The sequence below is a fragment of the Bosea sp. (in: a-proteobacteria) genome (genome assembly GCF_023953965.1).
Taxonomy (GTDB): Bacteria; Pseudomonadota; Alphaproteobacteria; order Rhizobiales; family Beijerinckiaceae; genus Allobosea.
On record NZ_JAMLIX010000002.1, the window covers coordinates 1,051,212 to 1,071,611 of the forward strand.

Genomic DNA, 20,400 nt, shown 5'->3' on the forward strand with positions numbered 1-20,400 from the left:
AGGACGGACTAGCGAGAGGAGAAGCGCGATGAAGATCATCAGGCTTGCCGCCGGCACGATGCTGGCCCTCGCGCTCGGCGGCTGCGTGACCACGGACGCCGATTATCGCGCCATGGATGAAGCGCGCTGCCGCGCCTTCGGTTTCCGCGCGCCCAGCGACGCCTTCTCGAACTGCCTGCTGCAGCTCGATCTCGACCGGGCGGCGGAGCGGCGCCATCGCTTCGACCGGTTCGACGCCTCCTTCGGCGGGCCGCCCTGGGCCTATGGCCGGCGCTGGTGAAAGCAACGCGGTTCAGCCCAGAAAAAAGGGCTGCGCGAAGCGCAGCCCGAAGTCGAGGGAGGAAACGCCCAAGGAGGGCGGCGCAACATCTCTGCTGCGCTGCAATTCAGATAAGCAGCCTCCCGCAACCCGGCAAGAGGGAAGGGGAAGTATTGCTGACTTATTTTCAGGCAGGGAATTTTTCATTCCGATTCAAGGGCTTTTCCGTGTTTCGCCGGCCATCGGCCTTCGCCGTAGGCCGCCCGGCTATCCGCTGCAATGCAAAAACCGGATTGACAAACACGCTGCCGCACCTATTCATATGCATGCATATGAAATCCGCTCCAGCCACCCTTGGAACGGTATATCGGCGCGGATTGCAGCCGTAAGCGAGGCGAAGGACACCCCTGATGCAGATCGACCGCCGCCGTTTCGTCGCGGGCACGCTTGCCCTCGGCGTTCCCTCGCTGGCCCGCGCCCAGGGTGCGGGGCCGATCCGGATCGGCGAGATCAACAGCTATACCGCCCAGCCGGCCTTCCTGAAACCCTATCGCCAGGGCTGGGAGCTGGCGCAGGACCAGATCAACGCCGCCGGCGGCGTGCTCGGCCGCAAGCTCGAGACGGTGTTCCGCGACGATGCCGGCAAGCCCGAGGACGCGGTGCGCCACGCCGCCGATCTCGTGACCGCGGGCAAGGTCGACATCATCGCCGGCGGCTTCCTCTCCAATGTCGGCCTGGCGCTCGCCGACTACGCCAGGCAGAACAAGCGGCTTTATGTCGCGTCCGAGCCCTTGGCCGACGCGCTCGTCTGGTCGCAGGGCAACCGCTACACCTTCCGCCTGCGGCCCTCGACCTACATGCAGGCGGCGATGCTGGTCGAGGAGGCGGCGAAGCTCCCGGCCAAGAAATGGGCGATCGTCGCGCCGAACTACGAATACGGCCAGTCGGCGGTGAAATGGTTCAAGGAACTGCTCCTGAAGGCGCGCCCCGACGTGACCTTCGTCGCCGAGCAGTTCCCGGCGCTCGGCCGCATCGATGCCGGCGCCACCGTCCAGGCGCTGGAGGCGGCCAAGCCGGAGGCGATCTTCAACGTCACCTTCGCCGTCGACCTCGCCAATTTCGTCCGCGCCGGCAACACGCGCGGCCTGTTCGAGGGGCGCAACGTCGTCTCGATGCTGACCGGGGAGCCGGAATATCTCGACACCCTCGGCGCCGAGACGCCGGAGGGCTGGATCATCACCGGCTACCCTCATGCCGATCTTCAGACGCCGGAGCACGTCAGGTTCCGCGACGCCTACAAGGCGAAATACGGCGATTATCCGCGGCTGGGCTCGATCGTCGGCTACGAGACGGTGAAGGCGATCGCCGCCGCGCTGGCGAAGGCCGGCACGACCGACAACGAGAAGCTCGTCGACGCCTTCGAGGGCCTGAGTTTCGGCTCGGCCTTCGGCCCGGTCGAGTTCCGCAAGATCGACCACCAGTCGACGCTCGGCGCCTATGTCGGCAAGAGCGCGCTGCGCGACGGCAAGGGCGTGATGGTCGACTGGAGCTATCGCGACGGCGCGAAGTACCTGCCCAGCGACGACGAGGTCCGCAAGCTGCGCCCGGGCGCCTGAGCTTGGCCATACGGGATGATTCCGTCATTACGGGCTTGACCCGGAATCCATCATAGGGTGTCGAGTTTCATGATGGATTCCGGATCGGGGCGGCTTGCAAGCCGCTTGTCCGGGATGACGGACAGGTTTCTATCCAGGCAGGCCCCGCCCGAGACGACATGCTGGATCTCGTCCTCACCCAGACGCTGAACGGTCTGGCCTCGGCCTCGTCGCTGTTCCTGGTGGCGTGCGGGCTGTCGATCATCTTCGGCGTCACCCGCATCGTGAACTTCGCCCATGGCTCGCTCTACATGCTGGGCGGCTATCTCGCCTTCACGCTGGTGACCTGGCTCGGCCCGGCCGCGCCGATCGGCTTCTGGGGCGGCGTCGTCCTCGCCGTCGTTCTCACCGGGTTCGTCGGCGCGCTGATCGAGGTCCTGATCCTGCGCCGGATCTATCAGGCGCCGGAGCTGTTCCAGCTGCTCGCCACCTTCGGCGTCGTGCTGATGGTGCAGGACATCGCGCTGGCGGCCTGGGGGCCGGAGGACAAGCTCGGCCCGCGCGCGCCGGGCCTGCGCAGCTTCGTCATCCTGTTCGACAGCCGTTTCCCGAGCTACGAGCTTTTCCTGATCGCCGTCGGGCCGGTCGTGCTCGGCCTGATCTGGCTCCTGTTCCACCGGACGCGCTGGGGCGTGCTGATCCGCGCCGCGACGCAGGACCGCGAGATGGTGGGCGCGCTCGGCGTCGACCAGCGCCTGCTCTTCACCTCGGTCTTCGCCTTCGGCGCGGCGCTGGCGGGGCTGGGCGGCGCGCTTCAGCTCCCGCGCGAGGCGATCAACCTGCACATGGACCTCTCGATGATCGCCGAAGCCTTCGTGGTGGTGGTCGTCGGCGGGCTCGGCAGCGTGGCGGGCGCCTATCTCGCCGCCGTGCTGATCGGCGTGCTCCATGCCTTCGGCATCCTGATCCTGCCCAAGATCACGCTCGTCCTGGTCTTCCTGGTGATGGCGGCGGTGCTGATCGTGCGGCCGCACGGCCTGCTCGGCAAGGCCGGCGCCGAGCCGCGCGGCGCGGCCGGCGGGCTTTTCCTGCTGAGCCCGGCCGACGGCGGGGCCAAGGCGTTCGGCGCGGTGGCGCTCGGCCTTCTGGTCCTCGCGCCGCTCGCCGTGCCGGATCACCTGATCCTGACGCTGACCGATCTGACCATCTTCGCGGTCTTCGCCGCCTCGCTGCATCTGCTGATGGGGCCGGGCGGCATCATTTCCTTCGGCCATGCCGCCTATTTCGGCCTCGGCGCCTATGGCGCGGCGCTGGCCGTGAAATGGCTGGGCGCCTCGATGGAGCCGGCCCTGGTGGCGGCGCCGCTGATGGCGGGTGTCGCAGGCGCGATCTTCGGCTGGTTCTGCGTGCGGCTCTCCGGCGTCTATCTCGCCATGCTGACCTTGGCCTTCGCCCAGATCGCCTGGGCGACCGCCTTCCAATGGGTGGAGCTGACCGGCGGCGACAACGGCATCCTCGGTGTCTGGCCCTCGGCCTGGGCGGCCTCCGCGACGGCATTCTACTATCTCGCGCTCGCCATAGCCGTGCTCGTCGTCCTGGCGCTGCGCGTGATCATCTTCGCCCCCTTCGGCTACGCCTTGCGCGCCGGCCGCGACAGCCCCTTGCGGGCCGAAGCGATCGGGCTCGATGTCGGGCGCCTGCAATGGGCGGGTTTCATCGTCGCCGCGGTTGCGGCCGGCATCGCCGGCGGCCTCTTCGCCTTCTCGAAGGGGTCGGTCTTCCCGACCTATATGGGCATTCCGCGCTCGGTCGATGCCCTGCTGATGGTGCTGCTCGGCGGCGTGCAGACGGTCGCGGGCCCCGTCGTCGGCGCCTTCGCCTATATGGGCCTCAACGAGCAATTGATGAAGCTGACGGCCTATTGGCGCTTCGTCCTCGGGCTCTCGATCGTGCTGCTCGTCGTGCTGTTCCCGCGCGGCCTCGTCGGCACCTGGCTGTACTGGCGCGCCAGGCGGGCGGCGGCATGATCGCGGTGCTGGAAGCGCGCGACCTCGCCCGGTCCTTCGGCGGCGTGAAGGCGGTCGACGGCGTCTCGTTTTCGGTCGAGGCCGGAAGGCTCGTCGCGCTGATCGGCCCCAACGGCGCCGGCAAGACGACCTGCTTCAACATGCTGAACGGCCAGCTCAGGCCCGATCGCGGCGAGGTCTTCCTCGCCGGCCGTGCCATCACCGGACTCGCGCCGCGCAAGGTCTGGCGCCTCGGCGTCGGCCGCACCTTCCAGATCACCGCGACCTTCGCCTCGATGACCGTGCGCGAGAACGTCCAGACGGCGCTGACCTCGCATGCCGGCGAGAGCTGGCGCCTCATCGGCCGGGCCGACCGGCGCCATGGCGCAGCGGCCGACGCGCTGCTCGATCAGGTCGGCATGCGCGAGCAGGCCGGGCGCGCCTGCGGCGTGCTCGCCTATGGCGATCTGAAGCGCGTCGAGCTCGCGGTCGCGCTCGCCAATGCGCCCAAGCTCCTGCTGATGGACGAGCCGACCGCCGGCATGGCGCCGCAGGAGCGCATCGAACTGATGGCGCTGACCGCCCGCATCGCGCGGGAACGCGGCATCGCCGTGCTGTTCACCGAGCACGACATGGATGTCGTCTTCGCCCATGCCGACCGCGTGCTGGTGCTCGATCACGGCCGGCTGATCGCGTCCGGCACCGGCGCCGAGGTGCGTGGCGACCCAAGGGTGCGCGAAGTCTATCTCGGCACCGGCTTAGCCTCGGGGGGGCATTGATGGCGGCGCTCCTCGAACTTTCCGGCGTCGAGGCCTGGTATGGCCGCGCCAAGATCCTGCACGGCGTCGGCTTCGCGGTCGGGCATGGCGAGGTCGTCGCGCTGATGGGCCGCAACGGCGCCGGCAAGTCGACGACGCTGAAGACGGTGATGGGCCTGGTGCCTGAGCCGCAAGGCACGATCCGCTTCGAGGGCAAGGACATCGCCGGCCGCGAGCCCCATCGAATCGCCCGCCTCGGCATCGGCTATGTGCCGGAGGACCGGCGCGTCTTCTCCGATCTCGACGTGATGGAAAACCTCGAGGTCGGCCGCCAGCCGCCGCGTGAGGGAGCGCCGCACTGGACGCCGGAGCGTCTGTTCGATCTCTTCCCCAATCTCGGCCGCATGCGCGAGCGGCCGGGCGGGGCGATGTCGGGCGGCGAGCAGCAGATGCTGACCATCGCCCGCACGCTGATGGGCAATCCGCGCCTGCTCCTGCTCGACGAGCCCTCGGAGGGCCTCGCCCCCGTCATCGTCGAGGCGATGGCCAGGACCATCCGCCTGCTGAAGGGCGAGGGGCTTTCGGTCCTGCTCTGCGAGCAGAACCTGCATTTCGCCGGCGACATCGCCGACCGCGCCGTCATCATCGAGAAGGGGCTGATCCGCTTCGACGGCACGATGGCCGCGCTCAAGGACGACGAGGCGGCGCGGCGCCAGTATCTGGCGCTCTGAAGCCTGAGAGCAGGCGCCGCATCAGATCGAGCAGCGGCGTAACCTCCTGCGCCTCCATCGGATCGAGCGCGGCGATGGTGATCGCCTTGGCGCGCACGATGTAGCCGGGCAGCTGCTCGCGTCCGCGCGGACTGAGCTGGACCAGAACGCGCCGCTTGTCGTCGGGATCGTTCAGGCGCTCGACGAGGCCACGTTCTTCCAGCCGCGTCACCACGCCGCGGATCGTGGCCGGGTCCATCGCGGTCATGCGGCCGAGCTGGTTCTGGGATATCCGCCCGTCGGCGGCGAGCCGGCACAGCGTGGCGAATTGCGGCGGCGTCGGCCCGTCCGGCCCCATCATCTCGAGGAACATCGCGACATAGCGCTGCTGGATCTGGCGCAACAGGAAGCCGAACTGCTCGTCCAGCACATAGCCGGCGAGATCGACCGGTTCGGGAACGGCGGAATCGGCCCGGCCGCTGGCGAGGCGGTGATGCCGGCCCAACCCGTCTTCTGCGTCTTCTGCGGGGTCCATGGCTGCTCCGGGCGGGCGCTTCCGCCGGCTGGCGGCTTAAGGCCCATTCTCCCGGATCATATGTGTTCGTTCAATCACCCCAGCGACATCGTCAGCGGCGGCTTAACCTCCGGCGGCAGCGGCGAGATGTAGCCTTCCTTGCCCAGCCGCGCCTTGTGGTCGGCCTTGGCGGCTTCCATCAGGGCCGGATCGCTCAGCACGGCGGCGCCGGTCGCGGCCATCGCCTTGGCGACATGCACCATCGCCTTGTGGGCGGCGGGCGCCTTGCCCTGCGCCACCACCTGCCAGGTGTGGAACGGCGTGCCGAACGCCACCGTCGGCGCATGGGCCTGCACGGTCGGCACGACCCAGCTGACATCGCCGATATCGGTCGAGCCGATCGCCGGATTGCGCCGGACGTCGCGCGGGACGAGGAAATCGGCGAGCGCCACGCCGCTGTCGGGCATGCCGATGGCGCGCCAGATCGCGGCGATGTCCTGCGGCGAGAGCGTGGCCCGGATCGTTTCGGCGAAGGCCCTGTCGGCATCGTCGAAAGGCGGCGGGCCGAGCTCCTCCATCACCTTGTGCATGGCGTCCTCGAGCGGCGTGTTGGCGACGAGGTCGGAAACGGCGCTGATCACGCGCATCTCCATCCGGGTTTCCGTCATCAGCGCCGCGCCTTCGGCGATCTTCTTCACGCGCTGGACGAGCTCCAGCATGCCGCGCAGGTCGCGCGCGCGGATCGAGTAGCGGACGCGGGCATGGGCCTGCACGACGTTCGGCGCGATGCCGCCGGTGTCGAGCAGGGCATAATGCACGCGCGCATCGCTCGGCATATGCTCGCGCATGTAGTTGACGCCGACATTCATGAGTTCCACCGCATCGAGCGCCGAGCGGCCGAGATGGGGCGAGGCGGCCGCATGCGCGGCGCGGCCGGTGAAGACGAAATCGGCGCGGGTGTTGGCGAGCGCCAGCGCCGGCGCGACCTCCCAGACGCTGGCCGGGTGCCAGGAGATGGCGACATCGGCATCGTCGAAGGCGCCGGCCCGGACCATGAAGGCCTTGCCGGCGCCGCCTTCCTCGGCCGGGCAGCCATAGTAGCGCACGCGGCCGGGGATACCGTTTTCGGCGAGCCACGCCTTCATCGCCACCGCCGCGAGCAGGGCGGCCGAGCCCAGGAGGTTGTGGCCGCAGCCATGGCCGTGGCCGCCGGCCTCGATCTGCCTGTGCTCGGCGAGGCCGGCCTCCTGCGACAGGCCGGGCAGGGCGTCGTACTCGCCGAGGAAGGCGATGACCGGGCCGCCTTCGCCGGCCTCGCCGATCACGGCGGTCGGGATGCCGGCGACGTTCTCGGTGAGGCGGAAGCCCTGGTGCTTCAGCTCGGCGACATGCTCGGCCACCGAGCGCTTCTCGGTGTAGCACACCTCGGGCATGCCCCAGACCCGGTCGGAGAGCGCGATCAGGCGCTCCTTATGCGCATCGACATGCCGCCAGAGATCGTTTCGATTGTCCATGGTCGCTCTGCCCCTCGTCGAGGCCGCATATGAGCAAGCCGGCGCATCTGCGTCCAGCCGCCCGGCGCATGACGGAAAGGCGCCTCAGGCTTTGGCCCGCGCCGCCGGCGCGGCGGCGAAATCGGCCAGGATCGGACAATCGGGGCGCTGGTCGCCATGACAATGCGTCGCCAGATGCCTGAGCGTGTCGGCCATCGCCTTGAGCTCGGCCGCCTTTTCTTCCAGTTCGCGCACATGCGCCATGGCGAGGCTCTTCACATCGGCGCTGGCCCGGCTCTTGTCGTGCCAGAGCGCCAGCAATTCGCGCGTCTCCTCCAGCGAGAAGCCGAGATCGCGCGAGCGGCGCACGAAACGCAGCGCATGCACGTCCTCGTCGGCATAGACCCGGTACTGCGCCGCGCTGCGGGCGGGCGCGGCGATCAGGCCGATGCTCTCGTAATAGCGGATCATCTTGGCGCTGACGCCGGAGCGGGCGGCCGCTTCACCGATATTCATCTCAGACCTCCCCCTCGGCGGCCGGAACCCGGAAGCGCTTCAGCCTGAGCGCATTGGTGACAACGCTGACGCTCGACAGCGCCATGGCAAGCCCCGCGAAGACCGGTGAGAGCAGGATGCCGAAGGCCGGGTAGAGCACCCCGGCCGCGACCGGGATCAGCAGGGCGTTGTAGCCGAAGGCCCAGGCCAGGTTCTGCCGGATATTGGCGATCACCGCCTGCGACAGGGCGATCGCGCGCGGCACGCCCATCACGTCGCCCGACATCAGCACGACATCGGCGCTTTCGATCGCGATGTCGGTGCCGGTGCCGATGGCGATGCCGACATCGGCCTGGGCGAGCGCGGGTGCGTCGTTGATGCCGTCGCCGACGAAGGCGACCCGGGCGCCGCCCTTCTGCAACGCCTTCACCACCTCGGCCTTGTCGGTCGGCAGGACCTCGGCCCTGACCTCGTCGATGCCGAGCCTGCGTGCGACCGCCTCGGCGGTGCGCCGGTCGTCGCCGGTCACCATCGCGACCTTGAGGCCCAACCGGTGCAGCGTGGCGATGGCTTCGGGCGTGGTCTCCTTCACCGCGTCGGCGACGGCGATGACGGCGGCGATGCGGCCGTCGATCGCGGCATAGAGCGGGGTCTTGCCGGCTTCGGCCAGCGCCTTGGCGCGATCCGCGAAGGGCGCGACCTCCAGATTGTCCTGCTGCATCAGCCCGTGGCCGCCGATCGCGACCTTGCGGCCCTCCACCGTCGCGGTGACACCGCGGCCGGGGTCGCTGACGAAATCGGCGGGCTCCGCGAGCGAAAGCCCGCGCGCTTTGGCCGCGGCGACCAGCGCCTGCGCCAGCGGATGCTCCGAGCGGTTCTCGGCCGAGGCGACGAGGCGCAGCACCGCGTCTTCCGAAAAGCCGGCGGCCGGCTCGATATCGGTGAGCTCGGGCCGGCCCCGGGTCAGCGTGCCGGTCTTGTCGAGCGCGACGACTTGCACGTCCCGGAGCGCCTGCAAGGCGTCGCCCTGCCGGAACAGGATGCCGAGCTCGGCGCCCCGCCCGGTGCCGACCATGATCGAGGTCGGGGTGGCAAGCCCCATGGCGCAGGGGCAGGCGATGATGAGCACCGCGACGGCGTTGGCCAGCGCATGCGACAGCGCCGGGCTCGGTCCGAAAACCATCCAGACAACGAAGGTCATCAGGGCAAGCCCGATCACGGCCGGCACGAACCAGAGCGTGACACGGTCGACCAGCGCCTGGATCGGGAGCTTCGCGCCCTGCGCGGCCTGCACGGTGCGCACGATCTGCGCCAGGAGCGTATCCGCGCCGACCTTCTCAGCGGTGAAGCGCAGCGCGCCCGAGCCGTTGACGGTGCCGCCGGTGACGGCGCTGCCGGCCTCCTTGCGGACCGGGGCCGGCTCGCCGGTGATCATCGATTCGTCGACGAAGGAGGAGCCGTCCGTCACCGTGCCGTCGACGGGCACGCGCTCGCCCGGCCGCAGGATGACGCTGTCGCCGGGGCGGACGCTCTCGACGGCCACGTCGCTCTCGACGCCGTCGCGCAGCACGCGCGCGGTCCTGGGCTGGAGCGCGATCAGGCTGCGGATGGCGGCGCCGGTGCGGCCCTTGGCGCGCGCCTCGAACCAGCGTCCGAGCAGGATCAGCGTCACGATCACCGCGCCCGATTCGAAATAGGTGCCGTCCGCGCCCTCCGGCAGGAGATGCGGCAGGAAGGTCGCGGTGGTCGAATAGAGATAGGCCGCCCCGGTGCCGAGCATGACCAGCGAGTTCATGTCGGGCGCGGCCCTGAGCAGCGCCGGAAAGCCCTTGCGCAGGAAGACGAGGCCCGGCCCGAACTGCACGACGGTCGCCAGCACGAAGGAGAAGACGCGGACATTGCCGGCACCGAAAGTGCCGGAGAGCCAGTGATGCAGGGCGGGAACCATATGGCTGCCCATCTCGACGACGAGCAGCGGCAGCGTCATCAGGCCGGCGAGGATGACGGAGCGCAGGAGCCTGCTCTGCTCCTCCGCCTTCCCGGCCTGCCGGCGGGCCTCCGCCTCGCCATCGGCCGCAGCGATGGGGCTCGCCTCGTAGCCGGCGTCAGTCACCGCCTTCACCAGGGCAGGGGTGATGTCGGCGCCTGCGAGCGTCCTGACGCTGGCGCGCTCGGTCGCGAGGTTGACCGTCGCATCGGCCACCCCCGGCACGGCCCGCAGCGCCTTCTCGACATGGCCGACGCAGGAGGCGCAGGTCATGCCCGAAACCGACAGCTCGATCGTGGTCTCGACCGGCGTGTAGCCGCTCTGCCGGATCGCCTCCGCGATCTTGCCGAGATCGGTATCCCCCTTGGCGAAGGAGACGCGCGCGCGCTCGGTCGCGAGGTTGACCGAAACCGCGTCGACGCCGGGCACCGCCGCGACGGAGCGCTCGACATGCGCGACGCAGCTCGCGCAGGTCATGCCCTCGACGCCGAGATCGAGCGTTTCGAGGTCGTGCCTGCCCCTGTCGATGACCGTCATCGCCGTCTCCTTCGTGGTGATGACGAGACATATGGCGCTTCCCATTATGGGAAGGTCAAGGTTGATCCCATGACTTTTCCGGAGGGCGGTATCGCGCCTGGCTCAGGGCATCTCGACCGAGACGCTCTTGATCACCGCATGGACCGGCTTGCCGGGGGCGAGCCCGAGCAGGTCGACCGATTTCGCCGTCAGCCTCACCGCGAGCTTGGCCTCGCCGCAGGCGACGAGCAGATGCACCGTGCTGCCGCCCGCTCCGCTGCGCGCGCCGATCTGGGAAACGGTACCGGGCATGAGGTTGAGCGCACTGATCCCGGCCGGACGGGAGAGGCTCAGCATCACGTCGCTCGCCAGGATGCGGATCCCGATCCGCTGCCCGAGGCTGAGCCCGCCGCGTGCGACCGTCAGCGGCCCGGCCGGGGTCGCAAGCCGCGCCAGCCCGAAAGCCTCGTCGAAGCCTGTGACCTCGGCCGCCAGCAGCGTGCTCGCCTCGGGCGCGCCGGGACGTGCAGCGAGGTCGGGGCGCGAGAGGATTTCGGCGGTCGGGCCGCAGGCGAGGATGCGCCCGCCCTCGACCATGGCGATGGTGGTGGCAAGCCGCGCGACCTCCGCCAGCGCATGCGAGACATAGACGATCGGAATGCCGGCCTCGTCGCGCAGCCGCTCGATATGCGGCAGGATCTCGGCCTTGCGCGCCTCGTCGAGCGCGGCGAGCGGCTCGTCCATCAGGAGCAGGCGCGGCTGCGCCAGCAGGGCCCGGCCGATGGCGACGCGCTGCTTCTCGCCGCCGGAAAGCGCGCCCGGCCGCCGCTTCGTGAGGTGACCGATGCCGAGCAGGTCGAGCACCCTGTCGAGCTCCGCCGGCCGGCGCTGCGCGCGCGGCACGAACCAGTGCCCGAACAGCAGGTTCTGCCGCACGGTGAGATGGGGAAAGAGCCGCGCCTCCTGGAAGACATAGCCGATGCGCCGGCGATGCGTCGGCAGGAAGACGCCCTTCGCCGTATCGACCAGCGTCTCGCCGTCGACGCGCACATGCCCGGATTCAGGACGGATCAGCCCGCTGATCACATTGATCAGCGAGGTCTTGCCCGAGCCCGAGCTGCCGAACAGGGCGGTGAGCCGCCCGTTCGAGGTGAAGGCCGCATCGAGGCTGAATGCACCGAGCCGCCGGCGGACGGCGATGTCGAGGACCGGCGTCATTCGACGGCGATCCGCCGGCCGACGATGCGCGCCATCAGCTCGGACAGGATGAGCGCCGCAACCGAGATCGAAATCGAGATCAGGGTGAGCCTGAGCGCGCCGGCGTCGCCGCCGGGAACCTGGGTGAAGGTGTAGATCGCGGAGGGCAGCGTCTGCGTCTCGCCGGGGATGTTGGAGACGAAGGTGATCGTCGCGCCGAACTCGCCCATCGCCTTGGCGAAGCACAGGATCATGCCGGCGAGGATGCCGGGCAGGCACAAGGGCAGGGTGACGACGAGGAAGACCCATAAAGGATTCGCGCCGAGCGTCCCGGCGGCGGCTTCGAGCTTGCGGTCGACCGCCTCGATCGAGAGGCGGATGGCGCGCACCATCAGCGGGAATCCCATCACCGCGCAGGCCAGCGCCGCCCCCGTCCAGCGGAAGGACAGGACGATCCCGAACCAGTCGTAGAGAAACTGGCCGATCGGCCCGCGCCGCCCGAAGCCGATCAGCAGCAGATAGCCCGTCACCACCGGCGGCAGGATCAGCGGCATATGGACGATCGCGTCGAGCAGGGACTTGCCCCAGAAGCGCCCGCGCGCCAGCAGAAGCGCGACGCAAAGCCCGATCGGCAGGCTCGCGAGCATGGCGGTGGTGGCGACGATGAGGCTGAGCCTCACCGCCGTCCATTCTTCCGCGGAAAGCGAAAACCAGTCGATCACGAAGAGCTGGCGGCCTTGTTCAGCACGGTGAAGCCCTGCTTCTCGAAGACGGGCTTCGCGGCGGCGCCGCGCAGATAGGTCAGGAAGGCCTGCGCGTCGGGATTGGCCGAATCCTTGGTGACGGCCACCGGATAGACGATCGGCGGGTGCGAATCCTCGGGGAAGGTCGCGACGACCTTGACCTGCGGGTCGGCGGCGGCGTCGGTCGCGTAGACGATGCCGAGCGGCGCCTCGCCGCGCGAGACCAGAAGCAGCGCGGCGCGGACGTTGTCGGCCTGCGCGAGCTTGTCCTTCACCTTGTCCCAGGCGCCGAGCTTCTCCAGCGCCGCCTTGCCGTATTTGCCGGCGGGGACGGAATCGACATTGCCCATGGCGAGGCGGCCGGCACCGAGCGCGCCTGCGATGTCGGCGCCGGGCTTGAGATCGATCTTGGCGGTCGAATCCTTGGCCCCGACCAGCACGATCCGGTTGGCGAGCAGGCTGACGCGGGTATCGGGCTTGATCAGGTTCTTGCCGGCCGCATAGTCCATCCAGTCGAGGTCGGCCGAGACGAAGATATCGGCCGGGGCGCCGTTCTCGATCTGCTTGGCGAGCGTGTTGCTGGCGGCGTAGGAGATCTTCGGGGCGGGCTTGCCGGTCTCCTTCACCCAGTTGGCGGCGGCCTCGTCCAGCGCGTTCTTCATGCTGGCGGCGGCGAAGATGACGAGCTCCTTCGGCTGCGCCCGGGCGCCGTCGAAGGCGGGGACAAGGCCCAGGGTGAAGGCCAGGCCCAGCCCTAACAGGGTGCGACGCTTAAACATGCTGTTCCTCGCTCTGCTTCTCGTTGTATATTGACGGATATAGCGATGGTTGCAGCGGGGTCCGGGCCAAGTCAACTGGTCGCGTCGGGGAGCCGCTGCGGTCACAGTGCCGCAAGCGGAGGACGAGCCATGAGGATCAGCGCGCGCAACCAGCTCAAGGGCCGGATCGTCGAAATCACCAAGGGCGCGACGACGGCCCATGTCCGCATCGACATCGGCGGCGCGATCGTGACCTCGTCGATCACCAACGCGGCGGTGGACGATCTGCAGCTCGCCGTCGGCAAGGAGGCTTATGCCGTGGTCAAGGCCTCCGACGTGATGATCGCGATCGACTGAACGCGATGGTCCGCGAGAACGAGATCCGTAAGAACGAGGTCGCCGTCGCGCCGCCCGAGGCGAGCGATGCCGGCCTCGTCTTCATCGGCACCATCCGCACGCCCTGGACCTCGCGGCTGACCTGCCCGCGCCAGGGCAGGGCCGACGGGCCCATCTGCCGGATCGAGCTCTTCCCGCCCTGGGACGAGGCTCTGGAGGGCGTCGAGCGCTTCGCGCGGCTGGAGGTGCTCTACTGGCTCGACCAGTCGCGCCGCGACCTCGTCCGCCAGAGCCCGGCCAACAACGGCGAGACTCACGGCACCTTCGCGCTGCGCACCCCGGTCCGGCCCAACCCGATCGGCACCTCGATCGTGACACTGGTCGCGCGCGAGGGGCGGGTGCTCTGCGTGCGCGGTCTCGACTGCCTCGACGAGACGCCGCTGCTCGACATCAAGCCGGACCGCACGCTCTTCACCCCGATCGCTCCGCCGCAACCGGGCGATTTCGAGACGGGGTGAGGGCGGCTGGGTCAGCCCTTGCCGGTCGCGATCGGCCGGTCGCTCGCGCCCCATTCGGCCCAGGAGCCGTCATAGAGCGCGCGCGCCGGCTTGCCGATCGTCTCCAGCGCGGTCGCCAGGATCGCCGCGGTGACGCCGGAGCCGCAGCTCGTGATCAGCGGCCGGTCGAGATCGGCGCCGGCCTCGGCGAAGGCGGCGGCGATGGCCGCGGCGTCCTTCAGCCCGCCATCGGCGACGAGCGCGGTGGCAGGCACGTTCAGGGCGCCGGGCATATGGCCGCTGCGCAGGCCGGGGCGGGGCTCCGCCGCCTCGCCGCGGAAGCGGTCGGCCGGGCGGGCATCGACGACCTGGGCCTTGCCGCCGGCGAGCGCCCGGGCGACGTCCTCGGCGCTGGCGACGGCCGAATGGTCGAGACGGGCGGTGAAGCTGCGCGCGGCGCGGGCGCGCGGCGGCCCGTATTCGATCGGCCGGCCCTCGCGCTCCCATCTCGGGAAGCCGCCGTCGAGGATGACGACGTCGCGGGCGCCGAAGGTGCGGAAGGTCCAGCGCACGCGCGGGGCCGAGAACAGGCCGAGCCCGTCATAGACGACGATGCGCATGCCGTCGCCGAGGCCCATGGCGCCGACGGCCGCCGCGAACGCCTCCGGCCGCGGCAGCATGTGCGGCAGGTCTGAAGCTGTATCCTTCACCGCGTCGATGTCGAAATGCACGGCGCCGGGGAGCCGCCGCTCGGCGAATTCGGCATGCGGATCGCGGCCATGGGCCGGCAGGTACCAGGAGGCATCGACGACGATGACGTCCGGCGCATTCAGGCGCTCGGCCAGCCACTCGGTCGAAACGAAGACGTCTTCACGGGCCATGGGTAGTATCCTGCTTCAAGCGGTCTCAGGCCAGCGCGATCCGGACGCGCCGGTTCTGCTTGCCCTTCTTCTCGATGTCGGTGACGGCGACGGGGCCGATCTCGGCGGTGTTGCGGACATGGGTGCCCCCGCAAGGCTGCAGGTCGATCTCGCCGATGGCGACGAGCCGGACGCGGCCGGAACCGCGCGGCGGCTTCACCGACATCGTCTTGACGAGGCCGGGATTGGCGTCGAGCTCGGCATCGGTGATCCAGCTTTCGGTCACGGCGGCGTTGCGCCCGATCAGCGCATTGAGCTTCTCTGTGATCTCGGCCTTGTCGAGCCCGCCTTCGGGGATGTCGAAATCGAGCCGCCCGTCGCCGTCGCCGACCGCGCCGCCGGTGACGGGGAAGGGCAGCACGACGCTGAGCAGATGCAGCGCGGTATGGACGCGCATGCGCTTGAGGCGGCGCTCCCAGTCGAGCACGGCGGTCACGGTCTCTCCGACAGCAGGCAGCGCCTGCCCCTCGATCGGGACATGGACGACCCGGCTTCTGTCGAGCGGATCGTAGATCGTGGTGCCGATCACGATCGGACTGCCGTCGGGGCGGCGCAGATAGCCGCTGTCGCCCGGTTGGCCGCCGCCCGTCGCATAGAACACCGTGCGGTTGAGGACGATGCCGCCGCGCTCGTTCACGGTTTCCACCGTCGCCGGCGTCTCCTGCAGATAGGCATCCTGTCGAAAGATGAGTTCGGTCGGCATGGTCTATCGTCTCGCGGCGGCGCGGGCGCGCCCTCGCGGCCAAGACTGCACCGATTGTCGTATGGCTGCCAAGGTCGTCGCCGTCATGGCGGCGGATTCTTCCCATCGCCCGCGGCAACCTCTAGATGTTGCGCCGACACCCCGGAGCCGCCATGGCCTTGCCCCGCATGACACCGCAGGACGGTATCGCCTGGATCACCGGCGCGAGCTCCGGCATCGGGGCGGCGGTCGCGCGCGAGCTGGCGGGTAGGGGCTGGACGGTCGCCGTCACCGCCCGGCGGCTCGAGGCGCTCGAGCGTCTGGCGCGCGCCGCCGAAGACCTGCCCGGCCGGATCGTCGCCCATGCCGGCGACGTGACGGACGCAGAGGCGATGCAGCGTGTCGCCGAGGCGATCGAGAGCATCCACGGGCCGATCGCGCTCGCCTTCCTCAATGCCGGCATCGCCGCCGGCGAGGGCCGGGCGATCGATGCGCGAACCGTCGAGGCCGTGGTCGCGGTCAACCTCGTCGGCGTCGCCAAGAGCTTCTTTCCCGTCGAGCGGCGCATGGCCCTGCGCGGCCGCGGGCAGATCGCGGTCAACGCCTCGCTCGTCGGCTATCGCGGCCTGCCGGGCGCGGCCGCCTACGGCGCGGCGAAGGCCGGGGCGATCTATTTCTGCGAGGCGATGCGCTTCGATTGCGAGGCGGCCGGCATCCGCCTGCAACTGGTCAACCCCGGCTTCATCGAAACGCCGATGACGCAAGGGCGGCGCTTTCCGATGCCCTTCCTGCTGACGGTGGAGGAGGGGGCGAGGCGAATCGTCGACGGCTTCGAGCGCGGCGGCTTCGAGATCACCGTACCGCGCCGCCTCGCCTGGATCCTGAAGGTCGCCCGGCTCCTGCCCTATCCGGCCTATTTCGCGCTGATGGCCCGTTTCGCCGAACGCGGCGGCTGAAGCCGGATCGCGCGGGAGCGGGAACCTCGGCGCGGCTCAAGCGTCCCCTCGTCATGGAAAACCCGAAGAAACCGCCGCTGGATTTCTGGCTCTGGCTGGCCGTCATCGGCTTGACGGCGATCGTCGTCGTCACGTCCCTGACATTCCCCGAGCGGCTCGTGCCGGGTTCCGGCACGCCTGCCTCGACGGCACGCTAGGGCGTAGCCGGGACGGCGGCGACGGCTGCCCGGCGATCTGTGGAGGCCTCGCCCGGAATCGAACCGGGGTGCAAGGATTTGCAGTCCTCTGCGTAACCACTCCGCCACGAGGCCATCCCGCGAAGACGGATGCGACCGCTTCGGCGAGAGCGCACTAACCACAAGCCGCGCGCCGCCGCAACCCGACATCGCAACTTCGTCGCGGGGCGGCGACAATTCCGCGACGCCGGCCGCGAGGGGGCTTGCGCTGGGGGAAGCGCGCCGCTATGACGCCGCCACCGTGTTCCCGGATAGCTCAGCGGTAGAGCAATCGACTGTTAATCGATTGGTCGCAGGTTCGAATCCTGCTCCGGGAGCCAGCGTCCCCCTCGGATCGATGGTTCGCCCCAGCCCAGGGGTGCTTGCCTTTTGCGCGGGCCTCGAACAGAAAGCTGCCGGGAACGGAGAGTTCGGGCATGGACGATTTCACCTCGCTGCGCCGCAATATGGTCGATTGCCAGCTGCGCACCTACGACATCACCGACCGGGCCGCGCTGGCGGCGGCGGATTTCGTGCCGCGCGAAGCCTTCCTTCCCGAAAACCTGTCCCATCTCGCCTATCTCGACCAGTCGATCCCGCTGCCGGGCAGCGGGCGCGCGCTGATGACCCCGATGGTGATCGTGCGGATGATCCAGCTCATCGATCCGCAGCCGGGCGAGGACGTGCTCGACTATGGCGGCGGCTCCGGCTACGGCGCGGCGCTGATGGACCATATGGGTGCGAAAGCCACGCTCTGGGAGCCCGATGCGGCGGCCCGCGCGCTGGCGCAAGCCGCGCTCGGCCGCGCCGGCGCCGATGGCGTCACGATCGCCGCCGCGCGGCCCGCTGACGCCGGCTTCGATGCGATTCTCGTGAGCGGGGCCTGCGAACTTGCGCCCGAATCCCTGTTTTCGCTGCTCAGGCCCGAAGGCAGGCTCGTCGTGGTCGAGGGCGTGGGCCGCGCCGCGCGTGTCATGCTCTATCTGAAATCCGCGGATGCGGTCTCCGGCCGGCCGGTCTTCGATGCGGCGGCGCCCGCTCTCGCCGAGTTCCGCCGTCCGGCGGAATTCGTTTTCTGAGACCGGCGGGTGTCGCATTTTTACGGCACCCGCCGCGCTAAACCGCTCCGGCGGCGTCCCATGCGTTGGCGGGCGGAGCCTGAGCGGGTATGAATTGCAACTCTGCCGAGGCTGGGGCGATGCCTGGGTGCGACCTTTGGTGCGCAGATGAGGCGTCTAGTGGATAAACGCGACGACAAGATCGGCCGGCTAGGGCTCGGTGCCGCCTTCGCTCTGGCGCTGGCCGGCGGCTGGGCCGGGCCGGTCTCGGCCCAGACCATGGATGCCGCGCTCGCACGGGCCTATTCCGCCAATCCGACGCTCAATGCGCAGCGTGCCTCGGTGCGCGCGACCGACGAGAACGTGCCGCAGGCGAAGGCGGGCTACCGGCCGCGAATCACGGCCTCGGCCGATATCGGCGCGAGCATCACGGACGCGCAGATTCCGGCCTTCGCCACCGCCTCGCCCTACCACAACCGCGTCACCTCCCGCCTCGGCCCGCGCGGCGCAGGCGTGCAGATCGACCAGAACATCTTCGATTCGGGCAAGACGCGCAGCGCCGTCAGCCAATCCGAATCGCAGGTTCTGGGCGCCCGCGCCACCTTGCGCAACACCGAGCAGAACGTGCTGCTCGACGCCGCGACCTCCTATATGAACGTGCTGCGCGACACGGCGATCCTCAATCTCCAGCGCAACAACGTCGAGGTTCTCGAGGAGCAGCTGCGCCAGACCCGCGACCGCTTCCAGGTCGGCGAGGTGACGCGCACCGACGTGGCGCAGGCCGAGGCCCGCCTGTCCTCGGCCCGCTCCCAGGCGATCCTGGCCGAATCGAACCTGAAGACCTCCGTGGCGCGCTTCCGGCAGAATGTCGGCGCCGAGCCGCGCTCGCTCGCGCCCGGCCGCCCGGTCGAGAATCTCCTGCCGAAAACGCTGCCGACCGCGCTGAACCAGGCCCTGTCGAACCACCCGGCGATCATCGCCTCGCTGCACGGGGTCGATGCCGCCGAGCTCCAGGTCAAGGTCACCGAGGCCGATCTCTATCCCGTGATCGGCGTGCGCGGCGTCGTCCAGCAGCGCTACGACACCCAGTATTCCGGCGACCAGCGCCTGTCGGCCAGCATCGTCGGCACGCTGACGATCCCGATCTACGAGGGCGGCCAGATTTATGCCCGCACACGCCAGGCCAAGGAAACGGCGGGCCAGCGCCGGATCGAGGTCGATACGCAGCGCGACACGGTGCGCGCCGCGGTCGTCTCCGCCTGGGGTGGGCTCGAGGCGGCCCGTGCCCAGATCACCGCGGCCCAGGCGCAGGTCGAGGCCGCGACCACCGCGCTGTCGGGCGTGCGCGAGGAGGCGAAGGTCGGGCAGCGCACCACGCTCGACGTCCTCAACGCCCAGCAGGAGCTGGTCAGCGCCCGTTCGAGCCTCGTCGTCGCCCAGCGCGACCGGGTCGTCGCCTCCTATGCGGTGCTCTCCGCCGTCGGCAAGCTCTCGGCCCAGACCCTCAAGCTCAAGGCAGAGGCCTATGACGCCCGCCTGCATTACGAGCAGGTCAAGGACAAGCTCTGGGGCACCCAGACCCCCGACGGCCGCTGAGCGGCGGCGCATTCGGGCAACAGCGCGGATTTCTCCTGTGGGAGAGCCGGCCGGCGCCTTGTCTGGCATCGCCGCCATGGAATACTGCGCCTTGGAGTGGCGTTGATTCCATTGACGCGCCCGGTGTTCAACGGTCAGGCCTTCATGAGCGCGCAAGCCAAGCCCAGCGAACCGTCGATGGAGGAGATCCTCGCCTCGATTCGCCGGATCATTTCCGACGACGAGGCGAAGCCGGCCGAGGACGCCGCCGCGCCCTCGCCGGAACCGGAGGCCGCACCCGCGGCGATCGAGGACGACGTGCTCGATCTCGGCGCCGAGGCCGCGCTGGTCGCAGCCCCCGAGCCCGCACCGCCGGCCCCGCCGCCCGCCTTCACCGACGATTCCGACGTCGCCTTCATCGACGAGGCGCCGGTCGCGGCCCCGCCTGCGCCGCCGCCTGCCGCTCCCGCCGAGCCGCCGCGCGCTTTCCTCCCGCCCGAGCCGGCGCCTAAGCCGGCGCGCGAGCCGGCGCACGAGCCGGCATCGCCCTCCGCGCCCGACATGGCGAGCCTGCTGTCGGACCAGGCGAGCTCCGTCGTGACCCATGCCTTCGGCCAGCTGGCCAGCACCGTGCTCAGCAACAACGCGCGCACGCTGGAGGATCTGGTCAAGGACATGCTGAAGCCGATGCTCAAGACCTGGCTCGACGACAACCTCCCGGCCATGGTCGAGCGGCTGGTCAGGGCCGAGATCGAACGCGTCGCGCGCGGCGGGCGCAGCTAAAGCATCGGATGCGAAAAGCGGATTCCGCTTTCGGAAAAATCCGATGCTCAAGCAATGAGATAGATCATCGTTACCGCGTCCGGCAGGACGCGCGACGATCTAGCCGGCGCTGCGCTTGCGGCTATTCGGGGCCACACGCCTGCGCTCGAAGGCACCGGCCTCCCTGAGGCGCATCAGGCCGTAACCCGCCATGGCGAGGACAGTGGCCGGCGCGCCGAGCCGGGAGACCAGCATGGTCAGCCCGACGGCGACCGGGCGAGGGTAGCGGCCCGAGGCGGCCTCCACGGCGAACCAGGCCCCCAGCGCATGGACCATCAGTTTCATCATCGCATCCAGCTCGTCGTTTC

At 69.6% G+C, this 20,400-nt stretch carries 22 protein-coding genes and 2 tRNA genes; 13 read left to right on the forward strand and 11 right to left on the reverse strand.

Features of this window, described 5'->3' with window-relative positions; genetic code table 11:
* Nucleotides 1-28 precede the first annotated feature (28 nt).
* The 5 genes from M9917_RS20075 (at nt 29) to M9917_RS20095 (ending at nt 5,349) form a co-directional block, all read left to right on the forward strand.
* Entirely contained in the window at nt 29-280 is a 252-nt protein-coding gene (locus M9917_RS20075) for a hypothetical protein (protein WP_297256704.1), read from the forward strand.
* Nucleotides 281-669: 389 nt separating this feature from the next.
* The gene (locus M9917_RS20080) at nt 670-1,875 is read left to right on the forward strand and encodes an ABC transporter substrate-binding protein (protein WP_297256706.1); all 1,206 of its coding nucleotides are present in this window, start codon (nt 670-672) and stop codon (nt 1,873-1,875) included.
* A 161-nt stretch (nt 1,876-2,036) separates the two neighbouring features.
* On the forward strand, nt 2,037-3,881 hold the full coding sequence (locus tag M9917_RS20085) for an ABC transporter permease (protein ID WP_465246406.1): 1,845 nt from the start codon (nt 2,037-2,039) through the stop codon (nt 3,879-3,881).
* Entirely contained in the window at nt 3,878-4,639 is a 762-nt protein-coding gene (locus M9917_RS20090) for an ABC transporter ATP-binding protein (protein ID WP_297256709.1), read from the forward strand. Before M9917_RS20085 ends, M9917_RS20090 begins: the two co-directional genes overlap by 4 nt.
* Complete coding sequence (locus M9917_RS20095; protein WP_297256711.1) at nt 4,639-5,349, forward strand: ABC transporter ATP-binding protein; 711 nt, start codon at nt 4,639-4,641, stop codon at nt 5,347-5,349. The genes M9917_RS20090 and M9917_RS20095 overlap by 1 nt, the downstream gene beginning before the upstream one ends.
* Here M9917_RS20095 and M9917_RS20100 read toward each other — a convergent pair.
* The 7 genes from M9917_RS20100 to modA form a co-directional block, all read right to left on the reverse strand.
* Entirely contained in the window at nt 5,306-5,863 is a 558-nt protein-coding gene (locus M9917_RS20100; RefSeq protein WP_297256713.1) for a MarR family winged helix-turn-helix transcriptional regulator, read from the reverse strand. The genes M9917_RS20095 and M9917_RS20100 overlap by 44 nt on opposite strands.
* 74 nt (nt 5,864-5,937) lie before the next feature.
* Entirely contained in the window at nt 5,938-7,356 is a 1,419-nt protein-coding gene (locus M9917_RS20105) for a M20 family metallopeptidase (protein WP_297256714.1), read from the reverse strand.
* A gap of 84 nt (nt 7,357-7,440) precedes the next feature.
* A complete protein-coding gene (gene cueR, locus M9917_RS20110; RefSeq protein WP_297256716.1) occupies nt 7,441-7,851 on the reverse strand; it encodes a Cu(I)-responsive transcriptional regulator in 411 nt (136 codons plus the stop codon).
* A gap of 1 nt (nt 7,852) precedes the next feature.
* Entirely contained in the window at nt 7,853-10,354 is a 2,502-nt protein-coding gene (locus M9917_RS20115; protein WP_297256718.1) for a heavy metal translocating P-type ATPase, read from the reverse strand.
* 102 nt (nt 10,355-10,456) lie between these two features.
* Nucleotides 10,457-11,551 carry a molybdenum ABC transporter ATP-binding protein gene (gene modC / locus M9917_RS20120; RefSeq protein ID WP_297256720.1) on the reverse strand — a complete coding sequence of 365 codons (1,095 nt, stop codon included), beginning with the start codon at nt 11,549-11,551 and terminating at the stop codon, nt 10,457-10,459.
* Complete coding sequence (gene modB / locus M9917_RS20125; RefSeq protein WP_465246407.1) at nt 11,548-12,249, reverse strand: molybdate ABC transporter permease subunit; 702 nt, start codon at nt 12,247-12,249, stop codon at nt 11,548-11,550. Before modB ends, modC begins: the two co-directional genes overlap by 4 nt.
* A complete protein-coding gene (gene modA / locus M9917_RS20130; RefSeq protein ID WP_297256724.1) occupies nt 12,249-13,052 on the reverse strand; it encodes a molybdate ABC transporter substrate-binding protein in 804 nt (267 codons plus the stop codon). The genes modB and modA overlap by 1 nt, the downstream gene beginning before the upstream one ends.
* A 129-nt stretch (nt 13,053-13,181) precedes the next feature.
* Here modA and M9917_RS20135 point away from each other — a divergent pair, with 129 nt between their 5' ends.
* Nucleotides 13,182-13,388 (forward strand): TOBE domain-containing protein, encoded by a 207-nt coding sequence (locus M9917_RS20135; protein ID WP_297256726.1) that lies wholly within the window; start codon nt 13,182-13,184, stop codon nt 13,386-13,388.
* Nucleotides 13,389-13,393: 5 nt separating this feature from the next.
* A complete protein-coding gene (tsaA, locus tag M9917_RS20140; protein ID WP_297256728.1) occupies nt 13,394-13,885 on the forward strand; it encodes a tRNA (N6-threonylcarbamoyladenosine(37)-N6)-methyltransferase TrmO in 492 nt (163 codons plus the stop codon).
* 11 nt (nt 13,886-13,896) lie between these two features.
* Here tsaA and sseA read toward each other — a convergent pair whose 3' ends face one another.
* Both sseA and M9917_RS20150 read right to left on the reverse strand, forming a co-directional pair.
* Nucleotides 13,897-14,745 carry a 3-mercaptopyruvate sulfurtransferase gene (sseA, locus tag M9917_RS20145; RefSeq protein WP_297256731.1) on the reverse strand — a complete coding sequence of 283 codons (849 nt, stop codon included), beginning with the start codon at nt 14,743-14,745 and terminating at the stop codon, nt 13,897-13,899.
* Between the two features lie 25 nt (nt 14,746-14,770).
* The gene (locus M9917_RS20150) at nt 14,771-15,487 is read right to left on the reverse strand and encodes an alanyl-tRNA editing protein (protein WP_297256733.1); all 717 of its coding nucleotides are present in this window, start codon (nt 15,485-15,487) and stop codon (nt 14,771-14,773) included.
* A 152-nt stretch (nt 15,488-15,639) separates the two neighbouring features.
* Here M9917_RS20150 and M9917_RS20155 point away from each other — a divergent pair, with 152 nt between their 5' ends.
* Both M9917_RS20155 and M9917_RS20160 read left to right on the forward strand, forming a co-directional pair.
* Nucleotides 15,640-16,422 (forward strand): SDR family NAD(P)-dependent oxidoreductase, encoded by a 783-nt coding sequence (locus M9917_RS20155; protein WP_297256735.1) that lies wholly within the window; start codon nt 15,640-15,642, stop codon nt 16,420-16,422.
* 53 nt (nt 16,423-16,475) lie between these two features.
* Nucleotides 16,476-16,619 carry a hypothetical protein gene (locus M9917_RS20160; protein WP_297256737.1) on the forward strand — a complete coding sequence of 48 codons (144 nt, stop codon included), beginning with the start codon at nt 16,476-16,478 and terminating at the stop codon, nt 16,617-16,619.
* A gap of 40 nt (nt 16,620-16,659) precedes the next feature.
* Here the strand turns inward: M9917_RS20160 and M9917_RS20165 are convergent.
* Nucleotides 16,660-16,733 (reverse strand) — tRNA-Cys (locus tag M9917_RS20165).
* 170 nt (nt 16,734-16,903) lie between these two features.
* On the opposite strand from M9917_RS20165, the gene M9917_RS20170 reads away from it, so the two are divergent.
* From M9917_RS20170 to M9917_RS20185, 4 genes are all read left to right on the forward strand, one after another.
* Nucleotides 16,904-16,978 (forward strand) — tRNA-Asn (locus tag M9917_RS20170).
* 96 nt (nt 16,979-17,074) lie between these two features.
* Nucleotides 17,075-17,716 (forward strand): protein-L-isoaspartate O-methyltransferase family protein, encoded by a 642-nt coding sequence (locus tag M9917_RS20175; protein ID WP_297256739.1) that lies wholly within the window; start codon nt 17,075-17,077, stop codon nt 17,714-17,716.
* 147 nt (nt 17,717-17,863) lie between these two features.
* On the forward strand, nt 17,864-19,291 hold the full coding sequence (locus tag M9917_RS20180; RefSeq protein WP_465246393.1) for a TolC family outer membrane protein: 1,428 nt from the start codon (nt 17,864-17,866) through the stop codon (nt 19,289-19,291).
* Nucleotides 19,292-19,468: 177 nt separating this feature from the next.
* A complete protein-coding gene (locus M9917_RS20185) occupies nt 19,469-20,053 on the forward strand; it encodes a PopZ family protein (RefSeq protein WP_465246408.1) in 585 nt (194 codons plus the stop codon).
* A 99-nt stretch (nt 20,054-20,152) separates the two neighbouring features.
* Here M9917_RS20185 and M9917_RS20190 read toward each other — a convergent pair whose 3' ends face one another.
* Nucleotides 20,153-20,377, reverse strand: a complete 225-nt coding sequence (locus M9917_RS20190) for a hypothetical protein (RefSeq protein ID WP_297256745.1) — start codon at nt 20,375-20,377, stop codon at nt 20,153-20,155.
* Between the last annotated feature and the right edge of the window lie 23 nt (nt 20,378-20,400).

What these genes read in the sequence shown, in the direction of transcription:
- M9917_RS20075 (WP_297256704.1), top strand. Translation starts at nt 29, where the DNA reads ATGAAGATCATCAGGCTTGCCGCCGGCACGATGCTGGCCCTCGCGCTC.
- M9917_RS20080 (WP_297256706.1), top strand. Translation starts at nt 670, where the DNA reads ATGCAGATCGACCGCCGCCGTTTCGTCGCGGGCACGCTTGCCCTCGGC.
- M9917_RS20090 (WP_297256709.1), top strand. Translation starts at nt 3,878, where the DNA reads ATGATCGCGGTGCTGGAAGCGCGCGACCTCGCCCGGTCCTTCGGCGGC.
- M9917_RS20095 (WP_297256711.1), top strand. Translation starts at nt 4,639, where the DNA reads ATGGCGGCGCTCCTCGAACTTTCCGGCGTCGAGGCCTGGTATGGCCGC.
- M9917_RS20100 (WP_297256713.1), bottom strand. Translation starts at nt 5,863, where the DNA reads ATGGACCCCGCAGAAGACGCAGAAGACGGGTTGGGCCGGCATCACCGC.
- M9917_RS20105 (WP_297256714.1), bottom strand. Translation starts at nt 7,356, where the DNA reads ATGGACAATCGAAACGATCTCTGGCGGCATGTCGATGCGCATAAGGAG.
- cueR (WP_297256716.1), bottom strand. Translation starts at nt 7,851, where the DNA reads ATGAATATCGGTGAAGCGGCCGCCCGCTCCGGCGTCAGCGCCAAGATG.
- M9917_RS20115 (WP_297256718.1), bottom strand. Translation starts at nt 10,354, where the DNA reads ATGACGGTCATCGACAGGGGCAGGCACGACCTCGAAACGCTCGATCTC.
- modC (WP_297256720.1), bottom strand. Translation starts at nt 11,551, where the DNA reads ATGACGCCGGTCCTCGACATCGCCGTCCGCCGGCGGCTCGGTGCATTC.
- modA (WP_297256724.1), bottom strand. Translation starts at nt 13,052, where the DNA reads ATGTTTAAGCGTCGCACCCTGTTAGGGCTGGGCCTGGCCTTCACCCTG.
- M9917_RS20135 (WP_297256726.1), top strand. Translation starts at nt 13,182, where the DNA reads ATGAGGATCAGCGCGCGCAACCAGCTCAAGGGCCGGATCGTCGAAATC.
- tsaA (WP_297256728.1), top strand. Translation starts at nt 13,394, where the DNA reads ATGGTCCGCGAGAACGAGATCCGTAAGAACGAGGTCGCCGTCGCGCCG.
- sseA (WP_297256731.1), bottom strand. Translation starts at nt 14,745, where the DNA reads ATGGCCCGTGAAGACGTCTTCGTTTCGACCGAGTGGCTGGCCGAGCGC.
- M9917_RS20150 (WP_297256733.1), bottom strand. Translation starts at nt 15,487, where the DNA reads ATGCCGACCGAACTCATCTTTCGACAGGATGCCTATCTGCAGGAGACG.
- M9917_RS20155 (WP_297256735.1), top strand. Translation starts at nt 15,640, where the DNA reads ATGGCCTTGCCCCGCATGACACCGCAGGACGGTATCGCCTGGATCACC.
- M9917_RS20160 (WP_297256737.1), top strand. Translation starts at nt 16,476, where the DNA reads ATGGAAAACCCGAAGAAACCGCCGCTGGATTTCTGGCTCTGGCTGGCC.
- M9917_RS20175 (WP_297256739.1), top strand. Translation starts at nt 17,075, where the DNA reads ATGGACGATTTCACCTCGCTGCGCCGCAATATGGTCGATTGCCAGCTG.
- M9917_RS20180 (WP_465246393.1), top strand. Translation starts at nt 17,864, where the DNA reads ATGAGGCGTCTAGTGGATAAACGCGACGACAAGATCGGCCGGCTAGGG.
- M9917_RS20185 (WP_465246408.1), top strand. Translation starts at nt 19,469, where the DNA reads ATGGAGGAGATCCTCGCCTCGATTCGCCGGATCATTTCCGACGACGAG.
- M9917_RS20190 (WP_297256745.1), bottom strand. Translation starts at nt 20,377, where the DNA reads ATGAAACTGATGGTCCATGCGCTGGGGGCCTGGTTCGCCGTGGAGGCC.